Annotated in this window: 20 protein-coding genes and 1 other RNA gene; 11 read left to right on the top strand and 10 right to left on the bottom strand. The window is 61.6% G+C overall.

Going from position 1 to position 26,818, the window contains the following annotated elements:
- Nucleotides 1-94 precede the first annotated feature (94 nt).
- From APH33_RS05250 to puuE, 5 genes are all read right to left on the bottom strand, one after another.
- On the bottom strand, nucleotides 95-1,450 hold the full coding sequence (locus APH33_RS05250; RefSeq protein ID WP_054884135.1) for a nucleobase:cation symporter-2 family protein: 1,356 nt from the start codon (nucleotides 1,448-1,450) through the stop codon (nucleotides 95-97).
- A gap of 195 nt (nucleotides 1,451-1,645) precedes the next feature.
- Nucleotides 1,646-2,974, bottom strand: coding sequence for a urate hydroxylase PuuD (locus APH33_RS05245; protein WP_054884134.1), 1,329 nt, complete (start codon nucleotides 2,972-2,974; stop codon nucleotides 1,646-1,648).
- A gap of 45 nt (nucleotides 2,975-3,019) precedes the next feature.
- On the bottom strand, nucleotides 3,020-3,523 hold the full coding sequence (locus APH33_RS05240) for an ureidoglycolate lyase (RefSeq protein ID WP_054884133.1): 504 nt from the start codon (nucleotides 3,521-3,523) through the stop codon (nucleotides 3,020-3,022).
- 50 nt (nucleotides 3,524-3,573) lie between these two features.
- Nucleotides 3,574-4,089, bottom strand: coding sequence for a 2-oxo-4-hydroxy-4-carboxy-5-ureidoimidazoline decarboxylase (gene uraD / locus APH33_RS05235; RefSeq protein ID WP_054884132.1), 516 nt, complete (start codon nucleotides 4,087-4,089; stop codon nucleotides 3,574-3,576).
- On the bottom strand, nucleotides 4,089-5,015 hold the full coding sequence (puuE, locus tag APH33_RS05230) for an allantoinase PuuE (RefSeq protein WP_054884131.1): 927 nt from the start codon (nucleotides 5,013-5,015) through the stop codon (nucleotides 4,089-4,091). The genes uraD and puuE overlap by 1 nt, the downstream gene beginning before the upstream one ends.
- Nucleotides 5,016-5,390: 375 nt before the next feature.
- On the opposite strand from puuE, the gene uraH reads away from it, so the two are divergent.
- Complete coding sequence (gene uraH, locus APH33_RS05225) at nucleotides 5,391-5,744, top strand: hydroxyisourate hydrolase (RefSeq protein WP_054884130.1); 354 nt, start codon at nucleotides 5,391-5,393, stop codon at nucleotides 5,742-5,744.
- 173 nt (nucleotides 5,745-5,917) lie between these two features.
- Here uraH and APH33_RS05220 read toward each other — a convergent pair whose 3' ends face one another.
- Nucleotides 5,918-7,267, bottom strand: a complete 1,350-nt coding sequence (locus tag APH33_RS05220; RefSeq protein ID WP_054884129.1) for an NCS2 family permease — start codon at nucleotides 7,265-7,267, stop codon at nucleotides 5,918-5,920.
- A gap of 285 nt (nucleotides 7,268-7,552) precedes the next feature.
- Here APH33_RS05220 and APH33_RS05215 point away from each other — a divergent pair, with 285 nt between their 5' ends.
- Together APH33_RS05215 and aqpZ are read left to right on the top strand one after the other, a co-directional pair.
- The gene (locus APH33_RS05215) at nucleotides 7,553-8,308 is read left to right on the top strand and encodes a GntR family transcriptional regulator (protein ID WP_054884128.1); all 756 of its coding nucleotides are present in this window, start codon (nucleotides 7,553-7,555) and stop codon (nucleotides 8,306-8,308) included.
- 236 nt (nucleotides 8,309-8,544) lie between these two features.
- Nucleotides 8,545-9,243, top strand: coding sequence for an aquaporin Z (gene aqpZ, locus APH33_RS05210; protein WP_054884127.1), 699 nt, complete (start codon nucleotides 8,545-8,547; stop codon nucleotides 9,241-9,243).
- Here aqpZ and guaD read toward each other — a convergent pair.
- The 4 genes from guaD to xdhA all read right to left on the bottom strand — a co-directional run bounded on the left by guaD (nucleotide 9,240) and on the right by xdhA (nucleotide 15,417).
- The gene (guaD, locus tag APH33_RS05205) at nucleotides 9,240-10,544 is read right to left on the bottom strand and encodes a guanine deaminase (RefSeq protein WP_054884126.1); all 1,305 of its coding nucleotides are present in this window, start codon (nucleotides 10,542-10,544) and stop codon (nucleotides 9,240-9,242) included. The two genes, aqpZ and guaD, sit on opposite strands and share 4 nt — an antisense overlap.
- A 10-nt stretch (nucleotides 10,545-10,554) precedes the next feature.
- Nucleotides 10,555-11,400, bottom strand: coding sequence for a xanthine dehydrogenase accessory protein XdhC (gene xdhC / locus APH33_RS05200; protein WP_054884125.1), 846 nt, complete (start codon nucleotides 11,398-11,400; stop codon nucleotides 10,555-10,557).
- A 170-nt stretch (nucleotides 11,401-11,570) separates the two neighbouring features.
- Complete coding sequence (gene xdhB / locus APH33_RS05195; protein ID WP_054884124.1) at nucleotides 11,571-13,970, bottom strand: xanthine dehydrogenase molybdopterin binding subunit; 2,400 nt, start codon at nucleotides 13,968-13,970, stop codon at nucleotides 11,571-11,573.
- Nucleotides 13,963-15,417 (bottom strand): xanthine dehydrogenase small subunit, encoded by a 1,455-nt coding sequence (gene xdhA / locus APH33_RS05190; RefSeq protein ID WP_054884123.1) that lies wholly within the window; start codon nucleotides 15,415-15,417, stop codon nucleotides 13,963-13,965. Before xdhA ends, xdhB begins: the two co-directional genes overlap by 8 nt.
- A 267-nt stretch (nucleotides 15,418-15,684) precedes the next feature.
- Between xdhA and APH33_RS05185 the strand changes: the two genes are divergently transcribed.
- The 8 genes from APH33_RS05185 (at nucleotide 15,685) to APH33_RS05160 (ending at nucleotide 26,593) form a co-directional block, all read left to right on the top strand.
- On the top strand, nucleotides 15,685-16,344 hold the full coding sequence (locus APH33_RS05185; RefSeq protein ID WP_054884122.1) for a GntR family transcriptional regulator: 660 nt from the start codon (nucleotides 15,685-15,687) through the stop codon (nucleotides 16,342-16,344).
- Between the two features lie 3 nt (nucleotides 16,345-16,347).
- Entirely contained in the window at nucleotides 16,348-19,836 is a 3,489-nt protein-coding gene (gene smc / locus APH33_RS05180; RefSeq protein ID WP_054884121.1) for a chromosome segregation protein SMC, read from the top strand.
- A gap of 204 nt (nucleotides 19,837-20,040) precedes the next feature.
- On the top strand, nucleotides 20,041-20,925 hold the full coding sequence (gene zipA, locus APH33_RS05175) for a cell division protein ZipA (protein ID WP_054884120.1): 885 nt from the start codon (nucleotides 20,041-20,043) through the stop codon (nucleotides 20,923-20,925).
- 99 nt (nucleotides 20,926-21,024) lie between these two features.
- A complete protein-coding gene (gene ligA, locus APH33_RS05170; RefSeq protein ID WP_054884119.1) occupies nucleotides 21,025-23,355 on the top strand; it encodes an NAD-dependent DNA ligase LigA in 2,331 nt (776 codons plus the stop codon).
- 275 nt (nucleotides 23,356-23,630) lie between these two features.
- An RNA gene (gene ffs / locus APH33_RS26370) (signal recognition particle sRNA small type) lies at nucleotides 23,631-23,727 on the top strand.
- Between the two features lie 398 nt (nucleotides 23,728-24,125).
- Nucleotides 24,126-25,055: a ParA family protein gene (locus tag APH33_RS05165; protein ID WP_054884118.1), complete on the top strand. Its 930-nt coding sequence runs from the start codon at nucleotides 24,126-24,128 to the stop codon at nucleotides 25,053-25,055.
- The gene (locus APH33_RS27160; RefSeq protein ID WP_156351894.1) at nucleotides 25,052-25,444 is read left to right on the top strand and encodes a hypothetical protein; all 393 of its coding nucleotides are present in this window, start codon (nucleotides 25,052-25,054) and stop codon (nucleotides 25,442-25,444) included. Before APH33_RS05165 ends, APH33_RS27160 begins: the two co-directional genes overlap by 4 nt.
- A gap of 984 nt (nucleotides 25,445-26,428) precedes the next feature.
- On the top strand, nucleotides 26,429-26,593 hold the full coding sequence (locus APH33_RS05160) for a hypothetical protein (RefSeq protein ID WP_256218590.1): 165 nt from the start codon (nucleotides 26,429-26,431) through the stop codon (nucleotides 26,591-26,593).
- Nucleotides 26,594-26,818: the final 225 nt, after the last annotated feature.

The raw sequence follows: 26,818 nt of genomic DNA, 5'->3' as shown, positions 1-26,818 counted from the left end.
GGCGCCCCGAGCGGCCCATTCCGGCGGGCCGACGGTGAAACGGTTACTACGGAATGTGAGCAGGGGCGGCACACTGCGCCGCCCCGCTCAGGGCTCAATGCTGGTGGCAGGCGTCGTTATGCACGGCGCGCTCGGCACCACCCAGGATGTTGAACAGCACGTTGAGCACCAGGGCACTGACCGTGGCCATGGCGATCCCGCTGTGGGTGATGGGTTCCATCCACTGCGGCATTTGCGCGAAGAACTCCGGCTTGACCACGGGGATCAGGCCAAAGCCGACGCTCACCGCCACCAGCAACTGGTTGCGGCGGTCGCCGATGTCGGCTTCCTGGAGGATCTTGATCCCGGTGGCGGTGACCATGCCGAACATGGCGATGGACGCGCCGCCCAGCACCGCAGGCGGGATCGAGGCGATCAGGAAGGCCGCCTTGGGCAGCAGGCTGAGCATGATCAGCAGGGCACCGGCCATTACTGTGACGTAACGGCAACGCACGCCAGTCATCTGCACCAGGCCGATGTTCTGGGCGAACGATGAGTGGGTGAAGGTGTTGAAGAAGCCGGCGACGAACGACGCACCGGCATCGCACAACAGGCCGCGACGCAACATCCCAGGTGTCACTTCGCGGTCTGTCACCTTGCCCAGGGCGAGGAACATGCCCGTCGACTCGACGAAGATGATCACCACCACCAGGCACATCGACAGGATCGGCGCCAGGCTGAAGGTCGGCATGCCGAAGTGCAGTGGCGTGACCACTTGCAGCCACGGCGTGTCGCCCAGGCCCGACAGGTCGACCATGCCGATGGAGCCGGCCAGGATGTAGCCAAGGCCCATGCCCACCAGCACCGACACGTTGACCCAGAAGCCGCGCATGAAGCGGTTGATCAACAGGATGACTGCCAGCACCAGGCCAGCCACCAGCAGGTAGATCGGCGAACCGAAGGTGGTGGCGTCCTGGCCGCCACCCGCCCAGTTGACCGCTACGGGGAACAGCGACAGGCCAATCGAGGTGATCACCGTACCGGTGACCAGGGGCGGGAAGAAGCGTACGACCTTGGACATGAACGGCGCGATCAGCATGCCGAAGAACCCGGCAGCGATGGTCGCGCCGAAGATCCCCTGCAGGCCTACGCCCGGCATGCCGGCCATGGCCACCATGCTGCCGACGGCAGCAAAACTGGCACCCATCATCACCGGCATGCGGATCCCGACCGGGCCGATACCGAACGACTGGATGATGGTAGCGACACCGGCCACCAACAGGTCGGCGTTGATCAGGAAAGCGACTTCTTCACGGGACAAACCCGCGGCCTGGCCGATGATCAGAGGGACGGCGATCGCCCCCCCGTACATCAGCAACACATGTTGCAGGCCAACCAGGATCAGTTGGAACAGGGGCAGAGGCTGTCGCGGCGGCGCAACTGGGATGTACGCCTTGCGTGACTCGGACATGCAGCACCTCGAGTTTTGTTTTTATTCTCGGATCCAAGCGCCGGTCGCAAGCGGCGGGCCAAGGCAGCCCGGTTTTCCCGCCAGCAGTCGAACGCTCGATGCTTGCTTGTTGCGTATGTCTTGAAGCGGAGGCCGGATTTACCGGCCTCTTCGCGGGCAAGCCACTCCCACAACGAGAGCGGGGTGCCCGATGGATCAGTTGACCTGGGCGCCTTTGGCGATCCAGTCACCGACGAGCTTGCGCTCTTCGGCGGTCATCTGGGTGATGTTGCCCAGCGGCATGATCTGGCTGGCGACCGCTTGCGCCTGAATGCGCGCGGCCTGGGCCTGGATCTGCTGCGGGGTGTCGAACATCACGCCGGCCGGTGCTGCGCTGAACAGTGGGCTGGTCGGTTTCGACGAGTGGCACACGCTGCAGCGTTCCTGGATGACTTTATGGATCTTCTCGAAGTCGCCACCGGCGGCTTGAGCCGTTGCCTGGGCCGGGGCCTCGGCGGGTGCGGCTGGTGCTTCGGCGGCCTTGGCGGCTTCTTCAGCGCGCAGTTCGGCTGCGGTCTTGCCCCCGACGGCGGTGGCTGGCAGTGGCTGGTACTCGACCTTCGCTGCGGCCTGCTCAGGGCTGACAGCCATCGGCTTGGGACCGGTGACGTAGGCCAGGCAGATCATCGCCAGGGCACCGACCGGCAGGGTCCAGGCGTACTTGTTGCTGTCGTGGCGGGTGTTGAAGTAGTGGCGGATCAGAACCGCGGCTACTGCGATACCGGCCAGGATCAGCCAGTTGTACTGGCTACCGTAGGTGCTCGGGAAGTGGTTGCTGATCATGATGAACAGCACCGGCAGGGTGAAGTAGTTGTTGTGACGCGAGCGCAGCAGGCCCTTGGCCGGCAGTACCGGGTCCGGGGTCTGGTTGTTCTCGATCGCCGCCACCAGCTGGCGCTGTGCCGGCATGATGATGCGGAACACGTTGCCGACCATGATGGTGCCGATGATCGCGCCGGTGTGCAGGTACGCACCACGGCCGCTGAACACCAGGCTGAAGCCGAAGCAGGCAGCAATGATCAGGACGAACAGCACGGCGCCGAGCAGGGCAGGGTGCTTGCCCAGCGGCGAGTCGCACAGGAAGTCGTAGATGAACCAGCCGGCGACCAGCGAACCGATACCGATGGCCACGCCTTCGGCACCGCTCAGGGTGCTGCCGGGTGCCAGCAGGTACAGGCTCGGGTTCCAGTAGAACACCACGCACAGCAAGGCGATACCGGACATCCAGGTGAAGTAGGCTTCCCATTTGAACCAGTGCAGGTTCTCGGGCATTTTCGGGGGGGCGAGCTTGTATTTCTCCAGGTGGTAGATACCACCGCCGTGAATCGCCCAGAGATCACCCGACAACCCATCGCGCGGGTTGCTTCGGTTCAGGTGGTTCTCCAGCCAGACGAAGTAGAACGATGCACCGATCCAGGCCACGCCGGTGATCATGTGAACCCAGCGAATGCTCAGGTTCAGCCATTCGTGAAGGTGTGCTTCCACAGTATGTACCTCTGCCGATCACCGTGAACGATGACCGACCTTTTCTTATTGGTGGGGATTGAGGATCAGCATCTGTTCCTCGGTGAAGTAATGCTCATCGCAGTTGTTGCCAGAACCGCTGCGATCAACCACCAGGAAGTCATCCCGCTTTTCGATCGTCAGCACCGGGTGGTGCCAGACGCCGCGATGGTAATTAACGCCCTGCCTGCCGTTACTACGGAAGGCACGGACCAAGCCTGATACAGGTGCATCGCCAACGGGCGCGACCACGATCAGAAAGGGGTTGCCGAGCAGCGGGATGAAAGCCTGGCTGCCCAGCGGATGGCGTTCCAGCATGCGCACGGTCAGCGGCATGTCCTGCGCGTCGGCGCGGAAGATGCTGATGATCGCCTTGTCTTCGGGCTCTGCGGTCTCGACCGTGGCGAGCTTGTGGAAGCGCATGGTCGAGCCGTTGTTGATCATGAAGTGATCGCTGCCATCGGTTTCGATCACGTCTCCGAATTCGGCGAAGGCTTCTTTGGTCAGGGGCTCGATCATCAGGGTGCGCATGCGGATATCTCTTCTATTGTTCGATGTGCTGAATAAGGTTCGGCTGTTGCTTACAGCTGCAACAGGCGGAACAGGGCGATCAGGTTGATCTGCGCCAGGGCTTCCTTGAATTCGGCATCGGCATCGTTATGGATGCGTTTTTCGAAGGAGGCGAGGATCTGGTGCCGGTTGCTGCCTTTTACCGCCATGATGAACGGGAACCGGAACTTGGCCTTGTAGGCGTCGTTCAGCTCGGTGAAACGGGCGAACTCTTCGGCGGTGCACTGGTGGATACCGGCGCCGGCCTGCTCGTTGGTGCTCGATTCGGTCAGCTCGCCCTGGATGGCGGCCTTGCCGGCCAGGTCCGGGTGAGCGTTGATCAGCGCCAGCTGATCGGCGTGGTTGGCGCTGAGCAGGATGTCGCTCATGCGCTGGTGCAGCGCCTCGATCTCGTCCAGTTCGCCCAGCTGGCCCAGGTCGTAGGCTTTCTCGGCGACCCATGGCGAGTGCTCATAGATGTCGGCGAACGCCGCGACGAAGGCGTCACGGGACAGCGTGGAGGGCTTGAGGGTCTTGAAGGCGGTCATCAGGCGTTCTCTTTCTTGTACGGGTGGGTGGCGTGCCAGTGGCGGGCGATGTCCACGCGGCGGGCGAACCAGACCTGGTCGTGGCTCTTGGCGTAGTCGACGAAGCGCTTGAGCGCAGCCAGGCGCGCCGGGCGGCCGACCAGCCGGCAGTGCAGGCCGATGGACAGCATCTTCGGCGCTTCGGCGCCTTCGGCGTAGAGCACGTCGAACGCGTCTTTGAGGTACTGGAAGAACTGCTCGCCGCAGTTGAAGCCCTGCACCTGGGTGAAGCGCATGTCATTGGTGTCGAGGGTGTACGGGATCACCAGGTGCGGCTTGCCGGTCGGGTTGTTCGGTTCCCAGTACGGCAGGTCGTCGTCATAGGTGTCGCTGTCATAGAGGAAGCCACCTTCCTCCATCACCAGGCGGCGGGTGTTCGGGCCGGTGCGGCCGGTGTACCAGCCCAGAGGGCGCTCGCCGGTGATTTCGGTGAGGATGCGGATGGCTTCGAGCATATGCTCGCGTTCCTGGGCCTCGTCCATGTTCTGGTAGTCGATCCAGCGGTAGCCGTGGCTGCAGATCTCGTGGCCGGCTTCGGCCATGGCGCGGATCACATCGGGATGGCGCTGGGCGGCCATGGCCACGGCGAAGATGGTCAGCGGTACACCGCTGTCCTTGAACAGCTTGAGCAGGCGCCAGACGCCGGCGCGGCTGCCGTACTCGTACAGCGACTCCATGCTCATGTTGCGCTGGCCCTGCAGTGGCTGGGCAGCGACCATCTCGGAGAGGAAGGCTTCGGACTCTTTGTCACCGTGCAGGATGTTGCGTTCGCCACCTTCCTCGTAGTTGAGGACGAAAGACAGCGCGATGCGAGCGTTGCCCGGCCATTGCGGGTGAGGAGGGTTGTTGCCGTAACCGATCAGGTCGCGAGGATAGTCAGCGCTCACTGCAGTCTTCCTTCTTGTGTGTTAGTGCGGGGTGGGCGGGCCGCGTCGGGATGTCGCACCACCGGATGGGCTGATTGTATACAACTTCTGAAATCTTTTGTAAGCCTGTTTTTCCGCATTTCTTCCCTTTTGTCGCTTGAGAATCCGTTGCAAGAAACCTGCCTGTTTGGTCAGTTAATTCTGTTGGGCTCTGCACGGTGCCTGTAGTTGTGACTGATGGCCGGTTTACCGGGGCTGAGGCGGAATGGATCAAAAAATTGTGTACAATCTGGCGCTGAAATGTCTTAATGGCCTTCATTCCCCGCACAGTGCGGGCCCCATCCCGGGGCAGCTGTGTATTTTTTGCCCATAGAGTGAACAAGAGGCGACAAGCAGATGGGACGTTTGACCACACACGTACTGGATGCCGCGCATGGCTGCCCAGGCAGCTCGATCAAGGTCGAGCTGTACCGCGTCGAAGGCCAGCAGCTGGAGCTGGTGAACACTGCCTTGACCAACAGCGATGGCCGCGTCGACGCGCCGCTGCTGCAAGGGGACGATTACCGTACCGGCGTCTACCAGCTGCAGTTCAGCGCTGGCGCCTACTACCGTGCCCGCGGCGTACAGCTGCCGGATACGGCGTTTTTGGATGTTGTCGTGCTGCGCTTCGGCATCGATGAAAAGCAGGAGCATTACCACGTGCCGCTGCTGATCTCGCCGTACAGCTATTCGACCTATCGCGGAAGCTAGTTGGTCGCTAGAAGAATCTTCGTAGGTCCTTTGGCCCGCTCTCACACTGGCGGGCTTTTTTTCGTCTGCAGGAAGGTGACAGGCGCGGATTCTGCGGTATTCATGAGATCGAGCGCCGCGCGGGCGGGGCTCGATCTCGGGACTGTTGAAAATCTGAAGCCAGGCTCCCTCGGTCAGAGGAACACGAACTTGGCAATGAAGATCGCGCACAGCACCCAAAGGCTGGCGGAGATTTCCTTGTACTTGCCGGTACCTGCCTTCAACGCCACATAGCTGATGAAGCCCAGGGCAATACCATCGGCGACCGAGAAGGTCAGCGGCATCATGATCACCGTGACGATCGCCGGAATGCTGTCGGTGGCTTCGTCCCAGTGGATGTGCGCCATGCTGCCCATCATCAGCATCGCCACATAGATCAGCGCACCGGCAGTTGCGTAAGCCGGGATCATGCCGGCCAGTGGCGCGAAGAACATCGCCGCCACGAACAGAACGCCCACCACCACAGCCGTCAAGCCGGTTCGGCCACCCGCAGCCACACCAGCAGCGCTTTCTACATAGCTCGTTACCGGTGGTACGCCGACCACCGCGCCAAACACGCTCGAGGCACTGTCCGCCTTCAATGCCCGCGACAGGTTCTCGATGCGCCCGTCCGGCGCCACCAGGTTGGCCCGCTGGGCCACACCCATCAACGTGCCGGCGGTGTCGAACATGTGCACGAACAGGAAAGCCAGCACCACGCTGATCATGCTGACGTTGAACACGCCGGCCACGTCCATGGCCATCCAGGTCGGTGCCAGGCTCGGCGGCATCGACATCACCCCGCCGAACTTGACCAGGCCCAGGCCCCAGCCCGCCAGGGTGACGCCGATGATGCTGATCAGGATCGCACCGAATACCCGCTTGTAGCTGAGGATTGCAATCAGCAGGAAGCACAGCGCGGCCAGCAGCGGCCCTGGTTCATGCAGCGAGCCCAGCTTGATCAGGGTGGCCGGGCTATCAACGATGATGCCGGCCGTCTTCAGGCCGATCAGCCCGAGAAACAACCCGACGCCGGCCCCCATGGCATGGCGCAGGCTCACCGGGATGCTGTTGAGCAGCCACTCGCGCACGCGGGACAAGGTCAGGAACATGAACAGCACACCGGAGACGAACACGGCCCCCAGCGCGGTTTCCCAGTTGTAGCCCATGGTGCCGACCACGGTGTAGGTAAAGAAGGCGTTGAGCCCCATGCCTGGTGCCAGGCCCACCGGCCAGTTGGCGTACAGGCCCATCAGCAGGCAGCCCAGCGCGGCGGCGATGCAGGTGGCGACGAAGGCGGCACCGTGGTCGATGCCGGCGTCGGCCATGATGTTGGGGTTGACGAAGATGATGTAGGCCATGGTGATGAAGGTGGTCACCCCGGCGATCAGTTCGGTTTTGACGGTGCTGCCGTGTTGCTTGAGTTTGAAAATCCGCTCCAGCCAACTCGTTTCGAGCGGTGGCGCGAGATCCAGCGTAGGGGCTTCGGATTTGCGGCTTTCCACAGCGAGTACTCCTCAAGTCTTTCTTGTTGTTGTGGGAGCCAGGGTCCTGAGCAATGCACTTGGTGGCTCCTCGAGGGAAGGCAGACGTCTGACGCGTTTTGTTGACTTACGGGTCAAGAAGTTGCTCGGTGGATTATGCTTTTGTGTACAAAGAATGCAAATAATGTTTTATGTTTTGTGCGCGCAATGTGTCGTACAACGGCTATATAGGCAAAACGCCCCCTGCGGAATCGCCTCAGCCTGTGTACAATGGCGCCATACTTTCTCTTCGTGCCTCGAGAGCCCATGAACGAACAGCTGCAACCTCTGAAAAAACCTGCGCGCACTGGCAAGGCCGGCCGCAGTGGTACCCAGGACGACATCGTCTACGCGCATATCTTCGAGGCGATCCTCGAGCAGCGATTGGCGCCGGGCACCAAGTTGAGCGAGGAAGCGCTGGGCGAGATCTTTGGCGTCAGCCGCACCATCATCCGCCGCGCCCTGTCGCGCCTGGCCCACGAAAGCGTGGTGCTGCTGCGGCCGAACCGCGGTGCCGTGGTGGCCAGCCCGACGGTGGAAGAGGCCCGCCAGGTGTTCTTCTCGCGGCGCATGGTCGAACGCGCCATCACCGAGCTGGCGGTGCAGCATGCCACCCTGGAGCAGCTCAACGAACTGCGCCAGATGGTGCGCGAGGAGCGTGACAGCTTCTCCCGTGGCGACCGTGGCGCAGGTATCCGCCTTTCCGGCGAGTTCCACCTGAAGCTGGCCGAGGCCGCAGGCAACGCCCCGCTGGTCAGCTTCCAGCGCAGCCTGGTGTCGCAGACTTCGCTGATCATTGCCCAGTATGAGACCGGCACGCGCTCACACTGCTCATACGACGAGCACATGCAGCTGATCGATGCGATCGAGGCGCGTGATGCCGAACAAGCGGTGAGCCTTATGATGCACCACATGGACCATATCGACAGCAAGCTGAACCTGGACGAGGAAAGCGCTTCGGACGATCTGCATGCGGTGTTCTCGCACCTGCTGAAAAAGCCCAAGGCGTCCGTTAAGGGTTGATCGTTTGCACAGCCTTCCGTCATTCCCTTGTGGGAGCGGCTTCAGCCGCGAACACCGGCAACGCCGGTGCCATCCACCGCGGTGCCTGTTTCGCGGGTAAACCCGCTCCCACAAGGATTGCGAATGACAGTCGTTAGTGGCCATAAACCAAACGTCTGCTAAATTCTTGTGAGCAAACCTTCATCAAGCAGTTGGGCTTGCGCATCCATTGCGTTCCACTTCTTGAGGATAGGTCGATGACCATGTCTCTGGGTACACGGATGGGGGCCGAACTGGTCGGCACCTTCTGGTTGGTTCTGGGTGGTTGTGGCAGTGCCGTACTCGCAGCGAGTTCTCCGGTCGGCATCGGTGTGCTCGGTGTCGCCTTCGCCTTCGGTCTCACCGTACTGACCATGGCCTTCGCCATCGGTCATATCTCCGGTTGTCATCTCAACCCCGCCGTCTCGTTCGGGCTGGTGGTCGGCGGCCGCTTCCCGGCCAAAGAGCTGTTGCCCTACGTGATTGCCCAAGTGATCGGTGCCATCCTTGCTGCGGGTGTCATCTATCTGATCGCCAGCGGCAAGGCCGGCTTCGAGCTGTCCTCGGGCCTTGCCTCCAACGGTTACGCCGACCATTCGCCCGGCGGCTACACACTGGGCGCGGGCTTCATCAGTGAAGTGGTGATGACCGCCATGTTCCTGGTGGTGATCATGGGCGCCACCGATGCGCGCGCCCCGGCAGGCTTCGCGCCGATTGCCATCGGCCTGGCCCTGACCCTGATCCACCTGATCTCGATCCCGGTGACCAATACCTCGGTCAACCCCGCGCGCAGCACGGGGCCGGCCTTGTTCGTCGGTGGTTGGGCCCTGCAGCAGCTGTGGCTGTTCTGGGTGGCGCCGCTGATCGGGGCTGCGATCGGCGGCGCGCTGTACCGGGGCCTGGCGAAAGAGCCTTAGCGCTGGTGCACGCAACGCCCGGCGGCGTAGGTTTCGCGTACGGTGCGGTCGTCGCCCAGGGTGGTCAGCACGAACAGGGTTTCCTCGATACTGCTGGACTGCTGAATGCGGTAGTCCAGCAGCGGCGTGGCCTTGTAGTCGAGCACCACGAAGTCGGCATCGTTGCCTGGGCGCAGGCTGCCGATACGGTCGTCCAGGCGCAAGGCGCGAGCGCCACCGAGGGTGGCCAGGTACAGCGATTTGTACGGGTGCAGGCGCGCGCCTTGCAGCTGCATCACTTTGTAGGCCTCGTTCAAGGTGTTTAGCAGCGAGAAGCTGGTGCCGGCGCCAACATCGGTGCCCAGGCCCACGTTGACCTTGAAACGCTCAGCCTGGGGCAGGTTGAACAGGCCGCTGCCGAGGAACAGGTTGGAGGTCGGGCAGAAGGCCACGGCCGAACCGGTTTCGGCCAGGCGCTGGCATTCGCTGTCGCACAGGTGCACGCCATGGGCGAACACCGAGCGCTCGCTGAGCAGCTCGAAGTGGTCGTAGACGTCCAGATAGCCGTTCTGCTCGGGGAATAGCGCTTTCACCCAGTCGATTTCCTTGAGGTTCTCGGACAGGTGGGTGTGCATGTACAGGCCCGGGTACTCCTTGAGCAACTGGCCGGCCAGGGTCAGCTGCTCCGGCGTGCTGGTCGGGGCGAAGCGTGGGGTCACGGCATAGTGCAGGCGGCCCTTGCCGTGCCAGCGCTCGATCAGCTGCTTGCTCTCGATGTAGCCGGACTCGGCGGTGTCGGTCAGGTAGTCCGGGGCGTTGCGGTCCATCATCACCTTGCCGGCAATCATCCGCAGGTCCAGGCGTTCGGCTTCTTCGAACAGGGCATTGACCGACTGCGGATGCACGCTGCCAAACACCAGGGCAGTGGTGGTGCCGTTGCGCAGCAGCTCCTTGAGGAAGATCTTCGCCACCTTGTCGGCGTGATCCTTGTCGGCGAACTGTTTTTCGCAAGGGAAGGTGTAGGTATTGAGCCAGTCCAGCAGTTGCTCGCCGTAGGAGCCGATCATGCCGGTCTGCGGGAAGTGGATATGGGTATCGATGAAACCCGGGGTGATCAGAGCATCCTGGTAATGCACCACTTCAATGTCGGCCGCCAGGCTCGGCAGCAGCTCGCTGGCTGGGCCGACGGCGCTGATGCGGCCATCGTCGATCACCAGCAGGCCGTCCTCGAAATACTCATGGGAAGCGTCCAGGCCTACCTCGGCCGGGTCGGCGATGCTGTGCAGGATGGCGGCACGGTAGGCTTTGCGGGTAACGGTCATAACACACTCGTCAAACGGCTTGGCTGCGCCGGGAGGGCGGCAGCAACTGGGCAATGGGGCCGGCATTGGCGGCAGCGTCGTGCTGGCCGAAGCAGGCGTTGTAGGTGGCAATGATTTCGCCAGCGATGGACACGGCAATCTCGATCGGCAGCTTGCCCTTGACCTCGGGCAGGCCCATCGGGCAGCGCATGCGTGCCAGCTGCGCATCGTCGTAGCCGCGCTCGCGCAGGCGGTGCTCGAACTTGACCCGCTTGGTCTTCGAGCCGATCAGGCCGAACCAGGTGAAGTCGTTGCGCTTGAGAATGGCGGCGGTCAGTTCCAGGTCGAGCTGGTGATTGTGGGTCATGACGATGCAGTAGCTGCCCTGCGGCAGGTCCGCGACTTCGTCGACCGGTTCTTCACTGACGACCTTGCTCACCCCGTTGGGGATGAATTCGGGGAATTCCTGTTCACGCGAGTCGATCCAGCGCACCCGGCAGGGCAGCGCGGCGAGCAAGGGTACCAGAGCACGGCCGACATGGCCCGCACCGAACACGGCGATGTGCGCCTGCACCGCAGCCATCGGCTCGAACAGCAGCACGGTGGCACCGCCACAGCACTGGCCGAGGCTGGCGCCGAGGCTGAAGCGCTCCAGGTGCGGGGTGTAGCGATGTTCCTCGAGCATCTGCCGGGCGATGTGCAGGGCCTTGTATTCCAGGTGGCCGCCGCCGATGGTGTCGAACAGGCCGGTGGCGCTGACGACCATCTTCGAGCCAGCGTTGCGCGGGGTCGAACCGCGTTCCTCGATGATGGTCACCAGCACGCAGGCTTCGCCACGGGACTGGTGGTCGGCGAGGGCGTTGATCCATTGGTGCATGATTCAAATCCTCTTCAGATCAACACGGCCCGCTTTGTGTGGGAGCGGCCTTGTGTCGCGAAAGGGCTGCGCAGCAGCCCCAAAACTCTATGTTGCAGCACACATACCGGGGCCGCTTCGCGACCCCTTCGCGACGCAAGGCCGCTCCCACAAAAAAGCGGTCCTGCGGTTTACTGAGTGACGATTTCCAGTTCCTGTTCAGTTGAATGGGCATCAGCCACCGCCTTGCGCATCTGTTCACAACCCCACAACACCCGCTCCGGCGTCGCCGGCGCATCCACCTGTGGCTGCACACGGTAGTCGGCAATGCTGGCCACGGCGTCCTTGAGCGCGCACCAGGCGGCAATGCCGAGCATGAACGGCGGCTCGCCCACGGCCTTGGAGTGGAACACGGTGTCTTCCGGGTTCTTGCGGTTTTCGACCAGTTTCACCCGCAGGTCCAGCGGCATGTCGGCTACTGCCGGGATCTTGTAGCTGGCAGGGCCGTTGGTCATCAGCTTGCCCTTGGCGTTCCACACCAGCTCTTCGGTGGTCAGCCAGCCCATGCCCTGGATGAAGCCGCCTTCGACCTGGCCGATGTCGATGGCTGGGTTCAGCGAGTCGCCCACGTCATGCAGGATGTCGGCGCGCAGCATCTTGTACTCGCCGGTCAGGGTGTCGACGATCACTTCCACGCAGGCAGCGCCGAAGGCGAAGTAGTAGAACGGCCGGCCGCGTGCCTGGCTGCGGTCGTAGTAGATCTTCGGCGTGCGGTAGAAACCGGTGGACGACAGCGATACCTGGGCGAAGTACGCCTGCTGCACCAGTTGCTCGAAGCTGACGATCTGGTCGCGCACGCGGACGTGGCCGTTGCGGAACTCGACATCTTCCTCGGTCACCTGGTAGTGCCGCGCAGCAAATTCGGTGAGGCGCTTCTTGAGGATTTCGGCGGCGTTCTGGGCGGCCTTGCCATTCAGGTCGGCGCCACTCGAAGCTGCGGTTGGCGAGGTATTGGGTACCTTGTCGGTATTGGTGGCGGTGATCTGGATGCGGTTGAAGTCGACCTGGAACACTTGCGCCACCACCTGTGCCACCTTGGTGTTAAGGCCCTGGCCCATCTCGGTGCCGCCGTGGTTCAGGTGAATGCTGCCGTCGGTATAGATGTGGATCAGCGCACCGGCCTGGTTGAGGAACGTGGCGGTGAAGGAAATACCGAACTTGACCGGGGTCAGCGCCAGGCCCTTCTTCAGGACCGGACTGTTGGCATTGAAGCGGCGGATCGACTCGCGGCGCTCGGCGTAGTCGCTGCTGGCTTCGAGTTCGGCAGTCATCTCTTCGAGCATGTTGTGCTCGACGGTCTGGTAGTAGTGGGTGACGTTGCGCTCGGTCTTGCCGTAATAGTTGGCCTTGCGCACGGCCAGCGGGTCGCGGCCGAGGTGGCGGGCGATGTGGTCCATCACCTGCTCGATGGCGACCATCCCCTGCGGGCCACCGAAGCCCCGGTAGGCGGTGTTGGAGGCGGTGTTGGTCTTGCAGCGGTGGCCGTGCACGGTGGCATCGCCCAGGTAGTAGGCGTTGTCGGAGTGGAACATGGCGCGGTCGACGATCGAACCGGACAGGTCGGGCGAGTAGCCGCAATTGCCGGCCAGATCGAGGTTGATGCCGTGCAGGCGGCCGTCGTCGTCGAAGCCGACGTCGTATTCCACGTAGAACGGGTGGCGCTTGCCGGTCATGGTCATGTCTTCGACCCGGGGCAGGCGCATCTTGGTTGGCTGGCCGGTCAGGCGCGCGACCACCGCGCACAGGCAGGCCGGGCTTGCCGCCTGGGTTTCCTTGCCGCCGAAGCCACCGCCCATGCGGCGCATGTCCAGTACCACCTTGTTCATCGGCACGTCGAGCACTTCGGCAACCAGCTTCTGCACTTCGGTGGGGTTCTGCGTGGAGCAGTAGACAATCATGCCGCCGTCCTCGGTGGGCATCACCGAAGAGATCTGGGTTTCCAAGTAGAAGTGCTCCTGGCCGCCGATGTGCAGGGTGCCTTGCAGGCGGTGCGGGGCGCTGGCCAGGGCCGCGGCCGAGTCGCCCCGCTGGTGGGTATGGCTATCGAGCACGAAGTGTTTCTTGCGCAAGGCATCGACCACATCCAGTACCGGCTCCAGGTCTTCGTATTCGACGATGGCGGCCATGGCCGCTCGGCGGGCGGTGTCGAGATCGCGGGCCGCCACGGCGAGTACCGGCTGGCCGAAGAACTCGACCTTGTCGATGGCCAGCAGCGGGTCGCCGGCCACCACCGGGCCGATGTCCTTCAGCCCTGGAATGTCTTCGTGGGTAATGGCGATGCGCACGCCTTCGAAGGCGAAGCACGGCGAGGTGTCGATGCGCAGGATGCGCGCATGGGCACGGTCTGCGGTGCGCGCATAGACGTGCAATTGATTGGGGAATTCCAGGCGGTCGTCGATGTACAGCGCTTCGCCCGACACATGCTTGTCGGCACTGTCGTGCTTGACGCTGCGGCCGACCCCGGTGGTCAGGTCCTGGCTGAACAGTTCGGCCATCTCGGCCTGGCTCTTGGCTGCGTGATGGTTAGACATAGTCGGTCACCCGGGTCTCGATGTAGGGCGTTTGCTGTTCGATGAAGTACTTGCGCAACAGGTTCTGCGCGGTCAGCAGGCGGTATTCCTTGCTGGCGCGGAAGTCGCTTAGCGGGGTGAAGTCTTCAGCCAGGGCCTGGCAGGCACGCTCGATGCTGGCCTGGTTCCACGGCTTGCCGCGCAGGGCGGCTTCGCAGGCGCGGGCGCGCTTGGGGGTGGCCGCCATGCCGCCGAAGGCAATGCGCACGCCGCTGACCACACCGTCTTCGATGCTCAGGTTGAAGGCGCCGCATACGGCGGAAATATCGTCGTCCAGGCGTTTGGACACTTTATAGGCACGGAAGGCCCATTCGTTGCTGGCGCGAGGCACGATGATCTTCTCGATGAATTCACTGTCCTGGCGGGCCGTGATGCGGTAGTCGATGAAGTAGTCTTCCAGCGGCATGACCCGCTGGCGCTCGCCCTGGCGCAGCACCACCTGCGCATCCAGGGCGATCAGCAGGGGCGGCGAGTCGCCGATCGGCGAGGCATTGCCGATGTTGCCGCCGAGGGTGCCCTGGTTGCGAATCTGCAGCGAGGCGAAGCGGTGCAGCAGGTCGCCGAAGTCCGGGTATTCCTCGTTGAGTGCGCCGTAGCAGTCGGTGAGCGGGGTCGCGGCACCGATTTCCAGGTGGCTGGCGGTCTTGTCGATGCGCTTGAGTTCGGCGACGTGGCCGACATAGATCATCACCGGCAGGGTCTTGTGGAACTGGGTGACCTCCAGCGCCAGGTCGGTACCCCCGGCCAGCAGGCGGGCTTCCGGGTGCGAGCTGTACAGGTCGGCCAGGTCGGCCACGGTCAGCGGCACCAGGCAGCGCTTGTCGCCACTGTTGAGTTCGCCGGTCTGGGTAGGCGCAATCGCCTTGAGACGGGCGATGGTCTGCTCTTGCTGGGCGTCGAATTGGTCGCGGCAGGGCTGGCGGCAGCTTTGCTCGGCGGCGTCGAGGATCGGCCGATAGCCGGTGCAGCGACACAGGTTGCCGGCCAGGGCTTCCTGGGCCTGATGCCGGTTGGCGCCCTGGCTGTTCTTCTGTAGGGCGAACAGCGACATGACGAAACCAGGGGTGCAGAAGCCGCATTGCGAGCCATGGCAATCGGCCATGGCCTGCTGCACGCTGTGCAGTTGGCCCTTGTGCTTGAGGCCTTCGACGCTGATCAGTTGCTTGCCGTGCAAGGAGGAAACGAACGTCAGGCAGGAGTTCAGGCTGCGGTAGCGCAGGCTGTCCTCGCCCTGTTCATCCTGGACAAGCTCGCCGACCACCACGGTGCAGGCGCCGCAGTCGCCACTGGCGCAGCCCTCCTTGGTGCCGGGTTTGCCCAGGTGCTCACGCAGGTACTGCAGCACCGTCATGTTCGGGTCCAGGGCATGCTCACTACGCAGCTCCTGGTTGACGAGAAACTGGATCACGGGGATGGCCTCGCAATGGTTTTATTGTTGTTGAGCGGACAATAAGCAGACCTGTCGCAGTGGTCAATATTTTTCTGACTCAAAGGTCAGGAAATTGCGTATGTCAACGCCCAGCCGAACGCAGCGCCCATATCACAAGCATAGATCGCGCCGTGTGGCTGACGGTTTGGCAGGGTAAATAAAGCGCCGCGCCCCTCTGCGCGTGCGCTGGGCAAGTGCGCTACAATCGCTCCCTTGTGCCCAGTTCAATGATTTTGAAGGAAAACCATGACGTTCAAGGCGCCGGACAGCCTCTCCGAGCAGATTGCCGACTACCTGGCCGAACGCATCATCCGCGGCGAACTTGCGCCGGGTGAGCGTATCCAGGAGCAGAAGGTCACCCAGGCCCTGAGCGTCAGCCGCGGTTCGGTGCGCGAAGCGTTGTTGATCCTCGAACGTCGCCATCTGGTGGCGATCCTGCCGCGACGTGGTGCTCATGTCACTGAGCTGGACGAGCGCAGCGTGCGCAGCCTGTGCACCTTGATGGGCGAGTTCTACATCTTGCTGGGCAACGCTGTTGCCCAGCAATGGCGCCTGGAAGCCGACCTGCGCCCGTTTCTGGACATCCAGCAACGCCTGCAACAGGCTCGCGAGCGCCAGGACATCAAGGTGTTCGTCGCCGAGAGCTTCGCGGTGATGCGCGCTGCCTATCCTTTTGCTGACAACCCCTATCTGCAGGAAACCGTAGAAAACCTTCAGCCGGCCATGAGCCGTGCCTACTACCTGGCCCTTGATCAGCGCCAGGCCAGCATGGACGACTACCTCGACCTGTTCGCCCGCCTGCTCGAAGCCGTGGTGGCGCGTGACCTGCCGCGCATCCGCGAGGTGCTCACCGCCTATGGCCAGCGCAGCTGCGAACTGGTGCTGGCGGCGTTGGCCCGAGGCTGACCGATGCGCCTGAAGTGCATTCGCCTGGCCGGGTTCAAGTCGTTCGTCGACCCGACCACGGTCAACTTCCCCAGCAACATGGCGGCCGTGGTCGGCCCCAACGGCTGCGGCAAGTCCAATATCATCGACGCGGTGCGTTGGGTGATGGGCGAAAGTTCGGCGAAGAACCTGCGTGGCGAGTCGATGACCGACGTCATCTTCAACGGCTCCACCAGCCGCAAACCGGTGAGCCAGGCCAGTATCGAGCTGGTGTTCGACAACAGCGAAACCACCTTGCTGGGTGAATACGCCGCTTATGCCGAAATATCCATCCGCCGCAAGGTCACCCGCGACGGGCAGAACAGCTATTACCTGAACGGCACCAAATGCCGCCGTCGGGACATCACCGACATTTTCCTCGGCACCGGCCTGGGGCCGCGCAGCTACTCGATCATCGAGCAGGGCATGATCTCCAAGCTGATCGAGGCCAAGCCCGAAGAGCTGCGCAACTTCATCGAAGAGGCGGCCGGCATCTCCAAGTACAAAGAGCGCCGCCGCGAGACCGAAAGCCGCATCCGCCGCACCCAGGAGAACCTGGCGCGTCTGACCGACCTGCGCGAAGAGCTGGAGCGCCAGCTCGAGCGCCTGCACCGCCAGGCCCAGGCCGCCGAGAAGTATCGCGAATACAAGGCCCAGGAACGCCAGCTCAAGGCGCGCCTGTCGGCCTTGCGCTGGCGTGACCTGGACGAGCGTGTGCGCCAGCGCGAGACCGTGATCGGCGATCAGGATATCGCTCATGAGGCGCTGGTTGCCGAGCAGCGCAATGCCGATGCCAGCATCGAGCGGCTGCGCGACGGCCATCATGAATTGTCCGAGCGCTTCAACCAGGTGCAGGGCCGCTTCTATTCGGTGGCGGGTGACATCGCTCGGGTAGAGCAGAGTATCCAGCACGGTCAGCAGCGCCTGCGCCAGTTGCAGGACGACCTCATGGAAGCCGAGCGCACGCGCCAGGAAACCGAGTCGCACCTGGGTCATGACCGCACGCTGCTGGCCACCCTGGGTGAAGAGCTGGCCATGCTCGAACCGGAGCAGGCGTTGACCCTGGCCGCCGCTGAAGAGGCTGCCGCCACCCTCGAAGAGGCCGAGCTGGGCATGCACGGCTGGCAAGAGCAATGGGACAGTTTCAATACCCGCTCTGCCGAGCCGCGGCGCCAGGCCGAGGTGCAGCAGGCGCGCCTGCTGCAGCTGGAGGCCAGCCTGGAACGCATTGCCGAGCGCCAGCGCAAGCTGGTCGAGGAGGGCGAGCAGTTGGAGGCGCAACCACAGGATGCCTCCCTGCTCGAACTCTCCGAGCAACTGGCCAGCAGCGAGATGCTGATGGAAGAGTTGCAGTCATCGGAGGGGCAGGTGGTCGAGCGCCTGGAAAGCGTGCGTGAGCAACTGCAGCAGGCGACCAGTGCCCAGCAACAGCAGCAGGGCGACCTGCAGCGCCTCGGCGGTCGCCTGGCCTCGTTGGAGGCGCTGCAGCAGGCCGCGCTGGAGCCGGGGGGCGGTGCCGCCGACTGGTTGCGCGAGCAAGGCCTGCAGCAACGCCCGCGCCTGGCTGAGGGACTGCGCGTGGAGCCGGGTTGGGAGCTGGCAGTGGAAACCGTGCTGGGTGCCGACTTGCAGGCTGTGCTGCTGGACGATTTTGCCGGGCTGGACTTCGCCGGCCTGGAGCAGGGCGAGCTACGCCTGTTGCTGGCGGCTGATGGTCGAGAGCGTCACCCCGGCAGCTTGCTCGACAAGGTCGAGGGGAGTACCGATCTGAGTCCGTGGCTGGGCCGGGTGCAGCCGGTCGAAGACCTCGCCGAGGCCTTGGCGCGGCGCGCCGCACTGGGCGAAGGGCAGAGCCTGGTCAGCCGCGATGGCTACTGGGTTGGCCACCATTTCCTGCGCGTCAGCCGCGGTGGCGAGGCGCAGGGAGGGGTGCTGGCCCGTGGCCAGGAAATCGAACGCCTTGGGCAGCAGCAACTGGAGCTTGAGGCCGCGCTGGAGCAGCTGGAGCAGCAGCTTGAGGCCGCCCGCGAGCAGCAGCTGGGCCTGGAAGAGCAGCGTGAGCAGCTGCGCCGGCGCAGCCAGGAAGAAAGCCGCCAGCACGGTGAGCTCAAGGCCAGCCTTTCTGCCGGCCGTGCGCGCGCCGAGCAGGTAGAGCTGCGCCGTCGCCGCCTGCAGGAAGAGCTGATTGAGCTTCAGGAGCAGCGTGCCCTGGAACAAGAACAGTTGGGCGAGGCGCGCCTGGTGCTGCAGGAAGCACTGGACCTGATGGCTCAGGACACCGAGCAGCGCGAACAGCTGATGGCGCGCCGTGACACCCTGCGCGAAGGCCTTGATCGTATCCGCCAGGAAGCTCGTCAACACAAGGACCACGCCCATCAGCTGGCCGTGCGCCTGGGCTCGCTGCGCGCTCAGCACGACTCCACCCGCCAGGCCCTGGAGCGCCTGGAGCAACAAGCTGCGCGCCTGAGCGAGCGCCAGGAGCAGCTGAGCCTGAACCTCGAAGAAGGTGAGGCGCCGCTCGAAGAACTGCGCCTGAAGCTCGAGGAGCTGCTGGAGCGACGCATGAGCGTCGATGAGGAAATGCGCCTGGCGCGCCTGCACATGGATGAAGCCGACCGCGCACTGCGCGATGCCGAAAAGCGCCGCACCCAGGCCGAGCAGCAAGCCCAGTTGCTGCGCGGCCAACTGGAGCAGATGCGCCTGGAAAACCAGGGCCTGGACATTCGCCGCAAGACCTTGCAGGAACAATTGCTGGCCGACGGCTACGATTTGCAGGGTGTGCTCGCCACTGTCGAGGCCGATGCCAGCGAGCAGGGCACCGAGCAGGAACTGGAGCAGATGGAAGGCCGCATCCAGCGCCTGGGTGCAATCAACCTGGCGGCCATCGAGGAGTACGAGCAGCAGTCCGAGCGCAAGCGTTACCTCGACGCCCAGGACGCCGATCTGGTCGAGGCCCTGGACACCCTGGAAAACGTCATCCGCAAGATCGACAAGGAAACCCGCAACCGCTTCAAGGATACCTTTGATCAGATAAATGCCGGATTACAGGCACTTTTTCCAAAAGTTTTCGGTGGTGGCAGCGCTTATCTGGAACTGACGGGCGAAGATCTACTCGATACAGGGGTGACGATCATGGCGCGCCCGCCGGGCAAGAAGAACAGCACCATCCATCTGCTGTCCGGCGGCGAGAAGGCATTGACCGCATTGGCGCTGGTGTTTGCCATCTTCAAGTTGAACCCCGCACCGTTCTGCATGCTCGACGAGGTCGATGCGCCGCTGGACGATGCCAACGTCGGGCGGTACGCCCGCCTGGTCAAGGAAATGAGTGAAAGCGTGCAGTTCATCTACATCACCCATAACAAGATTGCCATGGAGATGGCGGATCAATTGATGGGGGTGACCATGCACGAGCCCGGTTGCTCACGTCTTGTTGCAGTTGATGTGGAGGAGGCGCTGGCCATGGTGGACGCCTGATGAGCGAAGATAGGGCGAAAACTGTAGGCAAATGCCCCTGTCATGTGCGACAGACGGTGTAAAGTTGCCTTTGGTCGTGCTAGCTTAATGTCACTCGTTTTTTGCGTGGGTAAAACGCCTGTCAGAACATAGAGTTGGCGCCACGTGTTAAAGGGCTTTGAACCCTTTGTTTTCAAGCATATTTTTATAGAGGCACGGGATTACATGGAAATCGGTCTGCGCGAGTGGCTGATCGTCATCGGCGTCATTGTCATCGCCGGTATTCTTTTCGACGGCTGGCGCCGCATGCGCGGCGGAAAAGGCAAGCTGAAATTCCGTCTGGATCGCAGTTATTCCAACCTGCCGGACGAAGAAGGCAGCGCCGAAGTGCTCGGCCCGTCGCGGGTGCTGGAGACCCAGAAGGAGCCTGAACTGGACGAAACCGACCTGCCTTCGGTCAGTGCGCCAGCACGCGAGCGTGAGCGTGAGCCCAAGCCGGCCAAGGCCAGCAAGCGCGGCAAACGTGTGACAGAAGCGCAGCAGCAGGGTGACTTGAACCTGGCCGCCGAACCTCGCGAGCCCGACCTGTTCGCCGATGCCGACGAAGATCTCGCCGCCGACACCAGCCGCAACAACGGTTTCGCTGCCACCGGCAACGCAGCCAAGGAGCTGCCACCGGTCGAGGAAGTGCTGGTGATCAGCGTGATTTCCCGCGACGAAGGTGGTTTCAAAGGCCCGGCCCTGCTGCAGAACATCCTTGAAAGCGGCCTGCGTTTTGGCGAAATGGATATCTTCCATCGTCACGAAAGCATGGCCGGTCATGGTGAAGTCCTGTTCTCCATGGCCAACGCGGTCAAGCCGGGCATCTTCGACCTGGACGACATCGACCATTTCAGCACCCGTGCGGTGAGCTTCTTCCTCGGCCTGCCAGGCCCGCGTCATCCGAAGCAAGCCTTCGACGTGATGGTGGCGGCAGCGCGCAAGCTGGCCCACGAGCTCAACGGCGAACTGAAGGACGACCAGCGCAGCGTGCTGACCGCCCAGACCATCGAGCACTACCGCCAGCGCATCGTCGAATTCGAGCGCCGTGCGCTGACCCAGAAGCGCTGATATGCCCAAGTGGGCAGGCCTGGCCTCGGTCTCGCCCACCCTGTTTCAAGTGCAAGAGCAGCCCTGGGCTGCTCTTTTGCTTTGCAAGAGAACCTGAAAATGACCGCCGAAACCCGAATCCACGAACTGCGCGCCGAGCTGGACCAGCACAACTATCGCTACTACGTGCTCGACGAGCCGAGCGTGCCCGATGCCGAGTACGACCGCCTGTTCAATGAGCTCAAGGCGCTCGAGGCCGAGCACCCGCATCTGGTAACCCCTGACTCGCCTACCCAACGTGTCGGTGGCGCCGCCCTGGCTGCCTTCAGCCAGGTTCGTCACGAAGTGCCGATGCTCAGCCTCGGTAATGCTTTCGAAGAGGCCGACCTGCGCGAGTTCGGTCGCCGCGTGGTGGACGGGCTCGACCGGCCCGGCACGGTGGACTTCAGTTGCGAGCCGAAGCTCGATGGCCTGGCGGTGAGCCTGCTCTACCGTGACGGCCAGTTGGTGCAGGGTGCCACCCGTGGTGACGGCACCACCGGCGAGGACATCAGCGCCAACGTGCGCACCGTGCGCAACATTCCGCTCAGGCTGCAGGGCAAGGGCTGGCCTTCCGTGCTCGAAGTGCGTGGCGAGGTATACATGAGCAAGGCTGGCTTCGACCGCCTCAATGCTGCCCAGGCGCAAGCTGGCGGCAAGACCTTCGCCAACCCGCGCAACGCCGCTGCCGGCAGCCTGCGCCAGCTCGATTCGAAAATCACTGCCGGGCGCCCGCTGGAGTTCTGCTGCTACGGCGTCGGGCAGGTTTCTGCGAGCATCGGCGAGAGCCACATCGCCATCCTTGAACAGCTCAAGCAGTGGGGCCTGCCGATCAGCCGCGAGCTCAGGCATGCGGCCGGTATCGAAGAATGCCTGGCCTACTACCGCGACATCGGCGAGCGCCGCAACAGCCTGCCGTACGAAATCGACGGCGTGGTATTCAAGGTCAACAGCCTGGCTGCCCAGCGCGAGCTGGGCTTCCGCGCGCGTGAGCCACGCTGGGCCATCGCCCACAAGTTCCCGGCCATGGAAGAGCTCACCGAAGTGCTCGACGTCGAGTTCCAGGTCGGCCGTACCGGCGCGGTCACGCCCGTGGCGCGCCTGAAACCGGTCAAGGTAGCCGGTGTGACGGTGTCCAACGCCACCCTGCACAACATGGACGAAATTGCCCGCCTGGGGCTGCGCATCGGTGACACGGTGATCATCCGCCGTGCCGGTGACGTGATCCCGCAGGTCATGCAGGTGGTGCTCGAGCGCCGTCCGGAAGATGCGCGCCCGGTACAGGTGCCGAGCGAATGCCCGGTCTGTGGCTCGCAGGTCGAGCGCACTCAGCTGGTCAAGCGCAGCAAGGGCAAGGAAACCACCAGTGAAGGTGCGGTATATCGCTGCGTCGGCCGCCTGGCCTGCGCCGCCCAGCTCAAGCAGGCGATCATTCATTACGTTTCGCGCCGCGCCATGGACATCGATGGCCTGGGCGAGAAAAGCGTCGAGCTGCTGGTGGATGAAGGCCTGATCAGCTCGCCGGCAGACTTGTACAGGCTGGAATTCGATCAGATCGTCGGCCTCGAGGGCTTTGCCGAGGTCTCCAGCAAGAAGCTGCTGGACGCCATCGAAGCCAGCAAGCGCCCGAGCCTGGCGCGCTTCATCTACGCCCTGGGCATTCCGGATGTCGGCGAGGAAACCGCCAAGGTCCTGGCGCGCTCGCTGGGCAGCCTCGAACGTGTGCAGCAGGCGCTGCCACAGGTGCTGACTTATCTGCCGGATATCGGCCTGGAAGTCGCCCATGAGATCCACAATTTTTTCGAAGACGAACACAACCGCAAGGTCATCGAGCAGTTGTTGGCCTGCGGCATGCAGCTGCAGGATGAAGGCGAGCTGGCTGCCGAGTTCGCCGCCAGCACCACCCTCGCCGGCATGATCGCCAAGCTGGATATCGCTTCGGTCGGCCCGACCGGTGCCGAGAAGCTGGTGGCCAAACTCGATAGCCTGGACAAGATCATCGCCGCTGACGGCATCGACCTGCGGCAGGCCCTGGCGGCGAAACAGGCCGAAGCGGTGCGCGAGTTCTTCAAGGATGAAGCCAACCAGAAGCTGGCCCGTGATATCGAGGCCCAGCTGTTGGCCTTTGGCATGCACTGGAGCAGCGAGAAGAAGGTGGCCGAAGGCCTGCCGCTAGCTGGCCAGACGTGGGTGCTGACAGGTTCCCTGGAGCGCTTCAGTCGCGACATCGTCAAGGAGAAGCTGGAAGGCCTGGGCGCCAAGGTGGCCGGCTCGGTGTCTGGCAAGACCCACTGCGTGGTGGCTGGACCTGGCGCGGGTTCCAAGCTGGCCAAGGCCAGTGAGCTGGGGGTGAAGGTGCTGGATGAAGAGGCGTTCGTTGCCTTCCTGGCGGAGCAGGGCATCACCGTCTGACGTTCTGCGGTCCCTGTAGGAGCGGCCTTGTGTCGCGAAAGGGCTGCAAAGCAGCCCGGCGTTTGCGAAGTGTTCTGAAGATCTGGGGCCGCTTCGCGCCCCCTGTCGCGACACAAGGCGGCTCCTGCACGAGTGCTGTGCTAGGTCCCGGTCAGCCTCAATCCAGTCAAGTCATTGAGAAATGATGACTTTTTCTCGCCCTAGAGGTTGTATCTTCGCCCCAGACCGGTACAATGGCGCGGCTCGCTGCTTGGCGAGTCGCGTAGTGGTGGCCCCATCGGTCCCCCCGCATTGATTACCCGTTAACCTGGTCAGGCCCGGAAGGGAGCAGCCATAGCGGGAACATCGAGTGCCGGGGTGTGGCTGGTGGGGCCGCCTCCATTACGCAAGTCCTTGAATTCTCAAGGATTTCTCTCTCAAAAATCTCGAAGTGTGACAGCGTTTAGGTACACCTAGGTGGTGGACTCTGTTGCATGCTAATCGTCTGCGCCTTTATCGCCAATCTTTTTCCGCCTCTTTGATCGGTGTCACTCACTGATGATGGGGTCATGCTTTTCGTCTTCCGCTAATCGATCGGGCAATTTTCCAACCTGTTGAAGTGGCGATGCGCTACTATTGGGCGACGAGGCCGGTTGGGAGCTTTAGCCTCCTTACGACGGTGATAATCGTTCAGGTGCGTGCTGCTTAATATCGCTCTAAAAAGTTTAGGCTGTATTAAGTGCTCGCTTTAAGGGTTGCAGATTTCATTGGTGTATTGAGGAAGGTCAAGGATGCACATAGTCTCAGTAATTAATTACAAAGGCGGAGTGGGGAAGACAACTGTTACTGCTAATCTCGCTAGTGAGCTCGCGTGGCGTGGACAGAAAGTACTCCTGATAGATACTGATGCACAGGCTAGTCTGACATTCTCATTTGTCACGCCTGACCAGTGGGATACGAAATACAAAGCGGATAAGACTATTAAGTCTTGGTTTGATGCTATAAGTCTTGGGAAGGAACCTCCGCCTCTATCTGATTTTGTTATCCGGCCTCCAGCGGTCAACGCTATAGTGGGGAAAAATGGTGGTCGGATTGATCTTGTTTGCTCCCATCTTGGCTTGATTAACGTTGACTTGGAGCTTGCAACTCTTCTTGGTGGCGTGAATATGACGCAGGCTAAGAAGAACTATATTAAGGTTCATGGCAAATTGAGGGAGGCAATCTCTGACCTTGCTGGGCGAGGGGATTATGATGTTGTGCTGATTGACTGCCCTCCTAACTTTAATATCGTCACAAAGAACGCGATTGTAGCAAGTGAGCAGATTCTTATTCCGGCTAAGCCTGATTACTTGTCCACTTTAGGGATTGACTACCTTCAGCGTAGCGTAAAGGAGTTGGTTAAAGAGTTCAATGAGTATGCGGCGCTTGATGAGGCGACTGATTCTATTTCGCCTCAAGTGCTTGGTGTGATATTCACTATGATTCAGATTACCAGTGGAATGCCTATTGCTGCGCAGAGACAGTTTATTGCCCAAACTAAACGTCTTGGTGTGCCTACGCTGTCTAATTATTTTAGGGAGAATAAGACTATCTTTGCGGATGCGCCGCAGGCTCTTGTTCCGGTGGTGCTAAACTACTACTCTAGCGGAACGCATTCAGACATCGTTACAGAAATTGAAGAGTTTGTTAACGAGTTCGAAGAGTTACTGGAGGAGGTATGAGCGAGCATTCATCAGCAATTGGTATCGCTATGCGGCGGCTGTCCTCCGCTTTACTTCGGCTCACGTCGGAGGATTTGAGTAAGCTTGTTGATCCGGCATACGATGTTGAGATTAAAATTACTCGTCGTCGGGCAAAGGAAGAAGCTGGTCCTGATGTCTTGGAGAATATTTCATCAATTATAGATAAGCTAACTCACTGTGCCAGCAGAGAGGATGCGGCTGCTTATCTTGATGATAGCTTCTCAACGAAGAAGCCATTAGAGCAGATTGCTCGCTTTCTTGATATCGCTATCAATAAAAAGGATCGCCTTGATAATTTGAGAGATAAAATTATCGAGAGTACTACGGGTGCCCGTATTCGATCTGAGGCAATCAAAGGTGTTGAATGAGTTGCTATTTGATTATTCGACCTTTCGTATGAATTGATAAATTGTGCTGGGTGGCCTTATTGTTTCGCGGGGTTGCTCAGCACGCTTCTTGCTTCTTGCTTCTTGCTTCTTGCTTCTTGCTTCTTACTTCTTGCTTTCTGTTGTTTGCTTGTAGCGGTTTTCTGGGGTTGCTATTTGTATAATTTTTGTTTTCTCGCTCGTTTTTGTTCTTTTTTGAGTATGGCTATTAACTAGAGTTTTGCATCTTTTGATAAGCGCACTCCTAAGGTGGCTTTATATTCTTCTGGCGGGGTTTGTCTTAAGAGGTTTTTCGCTTTATTTTTTGTGTTCAGGCTGAGAGGGGTTTGTGTGGCAGTAACTAAGGGGCATGGTAATCCTAGTTGGACGCGGGATGAAGTCATTCTTGCTTTGGAACTATACCAAAGGTGTAGTGGTCAAATTCTGGGGCCGAACGACGAGAGGGTTCGGCAGTTGTCAATTGAGTTAAGGTCATTTCCTCATCATGCTCAGGCAGCACAATGTGCGAAACTGGGTCATTTTTCGGTCAGCGGCAACACGCCCCGCGCTTGATGATGTAGGCCATGGGTGTGACACCAAAGTGTGACAGTGCTGGCTACACCCCAAGTTTTGAGCACCCATGCTGGGTGTGCGTACCGGTAGAACTCTGATTGCCTCATCAGCCTGAAACCCTTGCCCCATAAGGTCTGCATTGATTACCAGCATGCTTGCATGCGACCTAGGCATAGCCCGGAAGGGAGCAGCCATAGCGGGAACATCGAGTGCCGGGGTGTGGCTGGTGGGGCCGCCTCCATTTCCGGGGTCGGAGAATTGCATTCGGCCCGGCATCCAGATTCATCCCCCTCGGTATCACTGGGCTACAGGTGTCGCATGATCGATGTGCCGGCAACTATCAAGGTCAAAGTGAATCTCGCGCCCAGGCCCTTGACCTGAAACCAGGCAATCGTTCCGATGGAATATGGGCTGATGAATGTTTCCCATTATTTGATGTTCGCCGACAGCGATAGCCGCCGGGCGCTTGAACGGATCGAGGGTGAGGAGGCGCGACAGTTGCTCCAGCATGGGCTGCGAGCGATGCAGATTGCCTGTGGGCAGGCGGATGCGCTGGTGGCGGCTTTGGAGCGGAAGTGATCGTGTGAGGGCTGGCAAGTGCTTGGCGGGCTTTCGCGTCAGGGCCGCTATGTGCCCGCCACAAAAGCTTCAGTGCCTGTGAGATCGAGCGCCGCCCGCGCGGCGCATCGCGGGCAAGCCCGCTCCCACATCTGTTTCGGGCCAGTTACTCCTGTGCCGCCAACAGGATCCGCCTTGGTTCATAACTGGAGACCGATGATAAGCAGTTATGCGCATGACTGGAAA

The organism is Pseudomonas sp. NBRC 111130, assembly GCF_001320485.1.
Taxonomy (GTDB): domain Bacteria; phylum Pseudomonadota; class Gammaproteobacteria; order Pseudomonadales; family Pseudomonadaceae; genus Aquipseudomonas; species Aquipseudomonas vlassakiae.
This window is presented reverse-complemented; position numbering and strand designations above follow the sequence as displayed.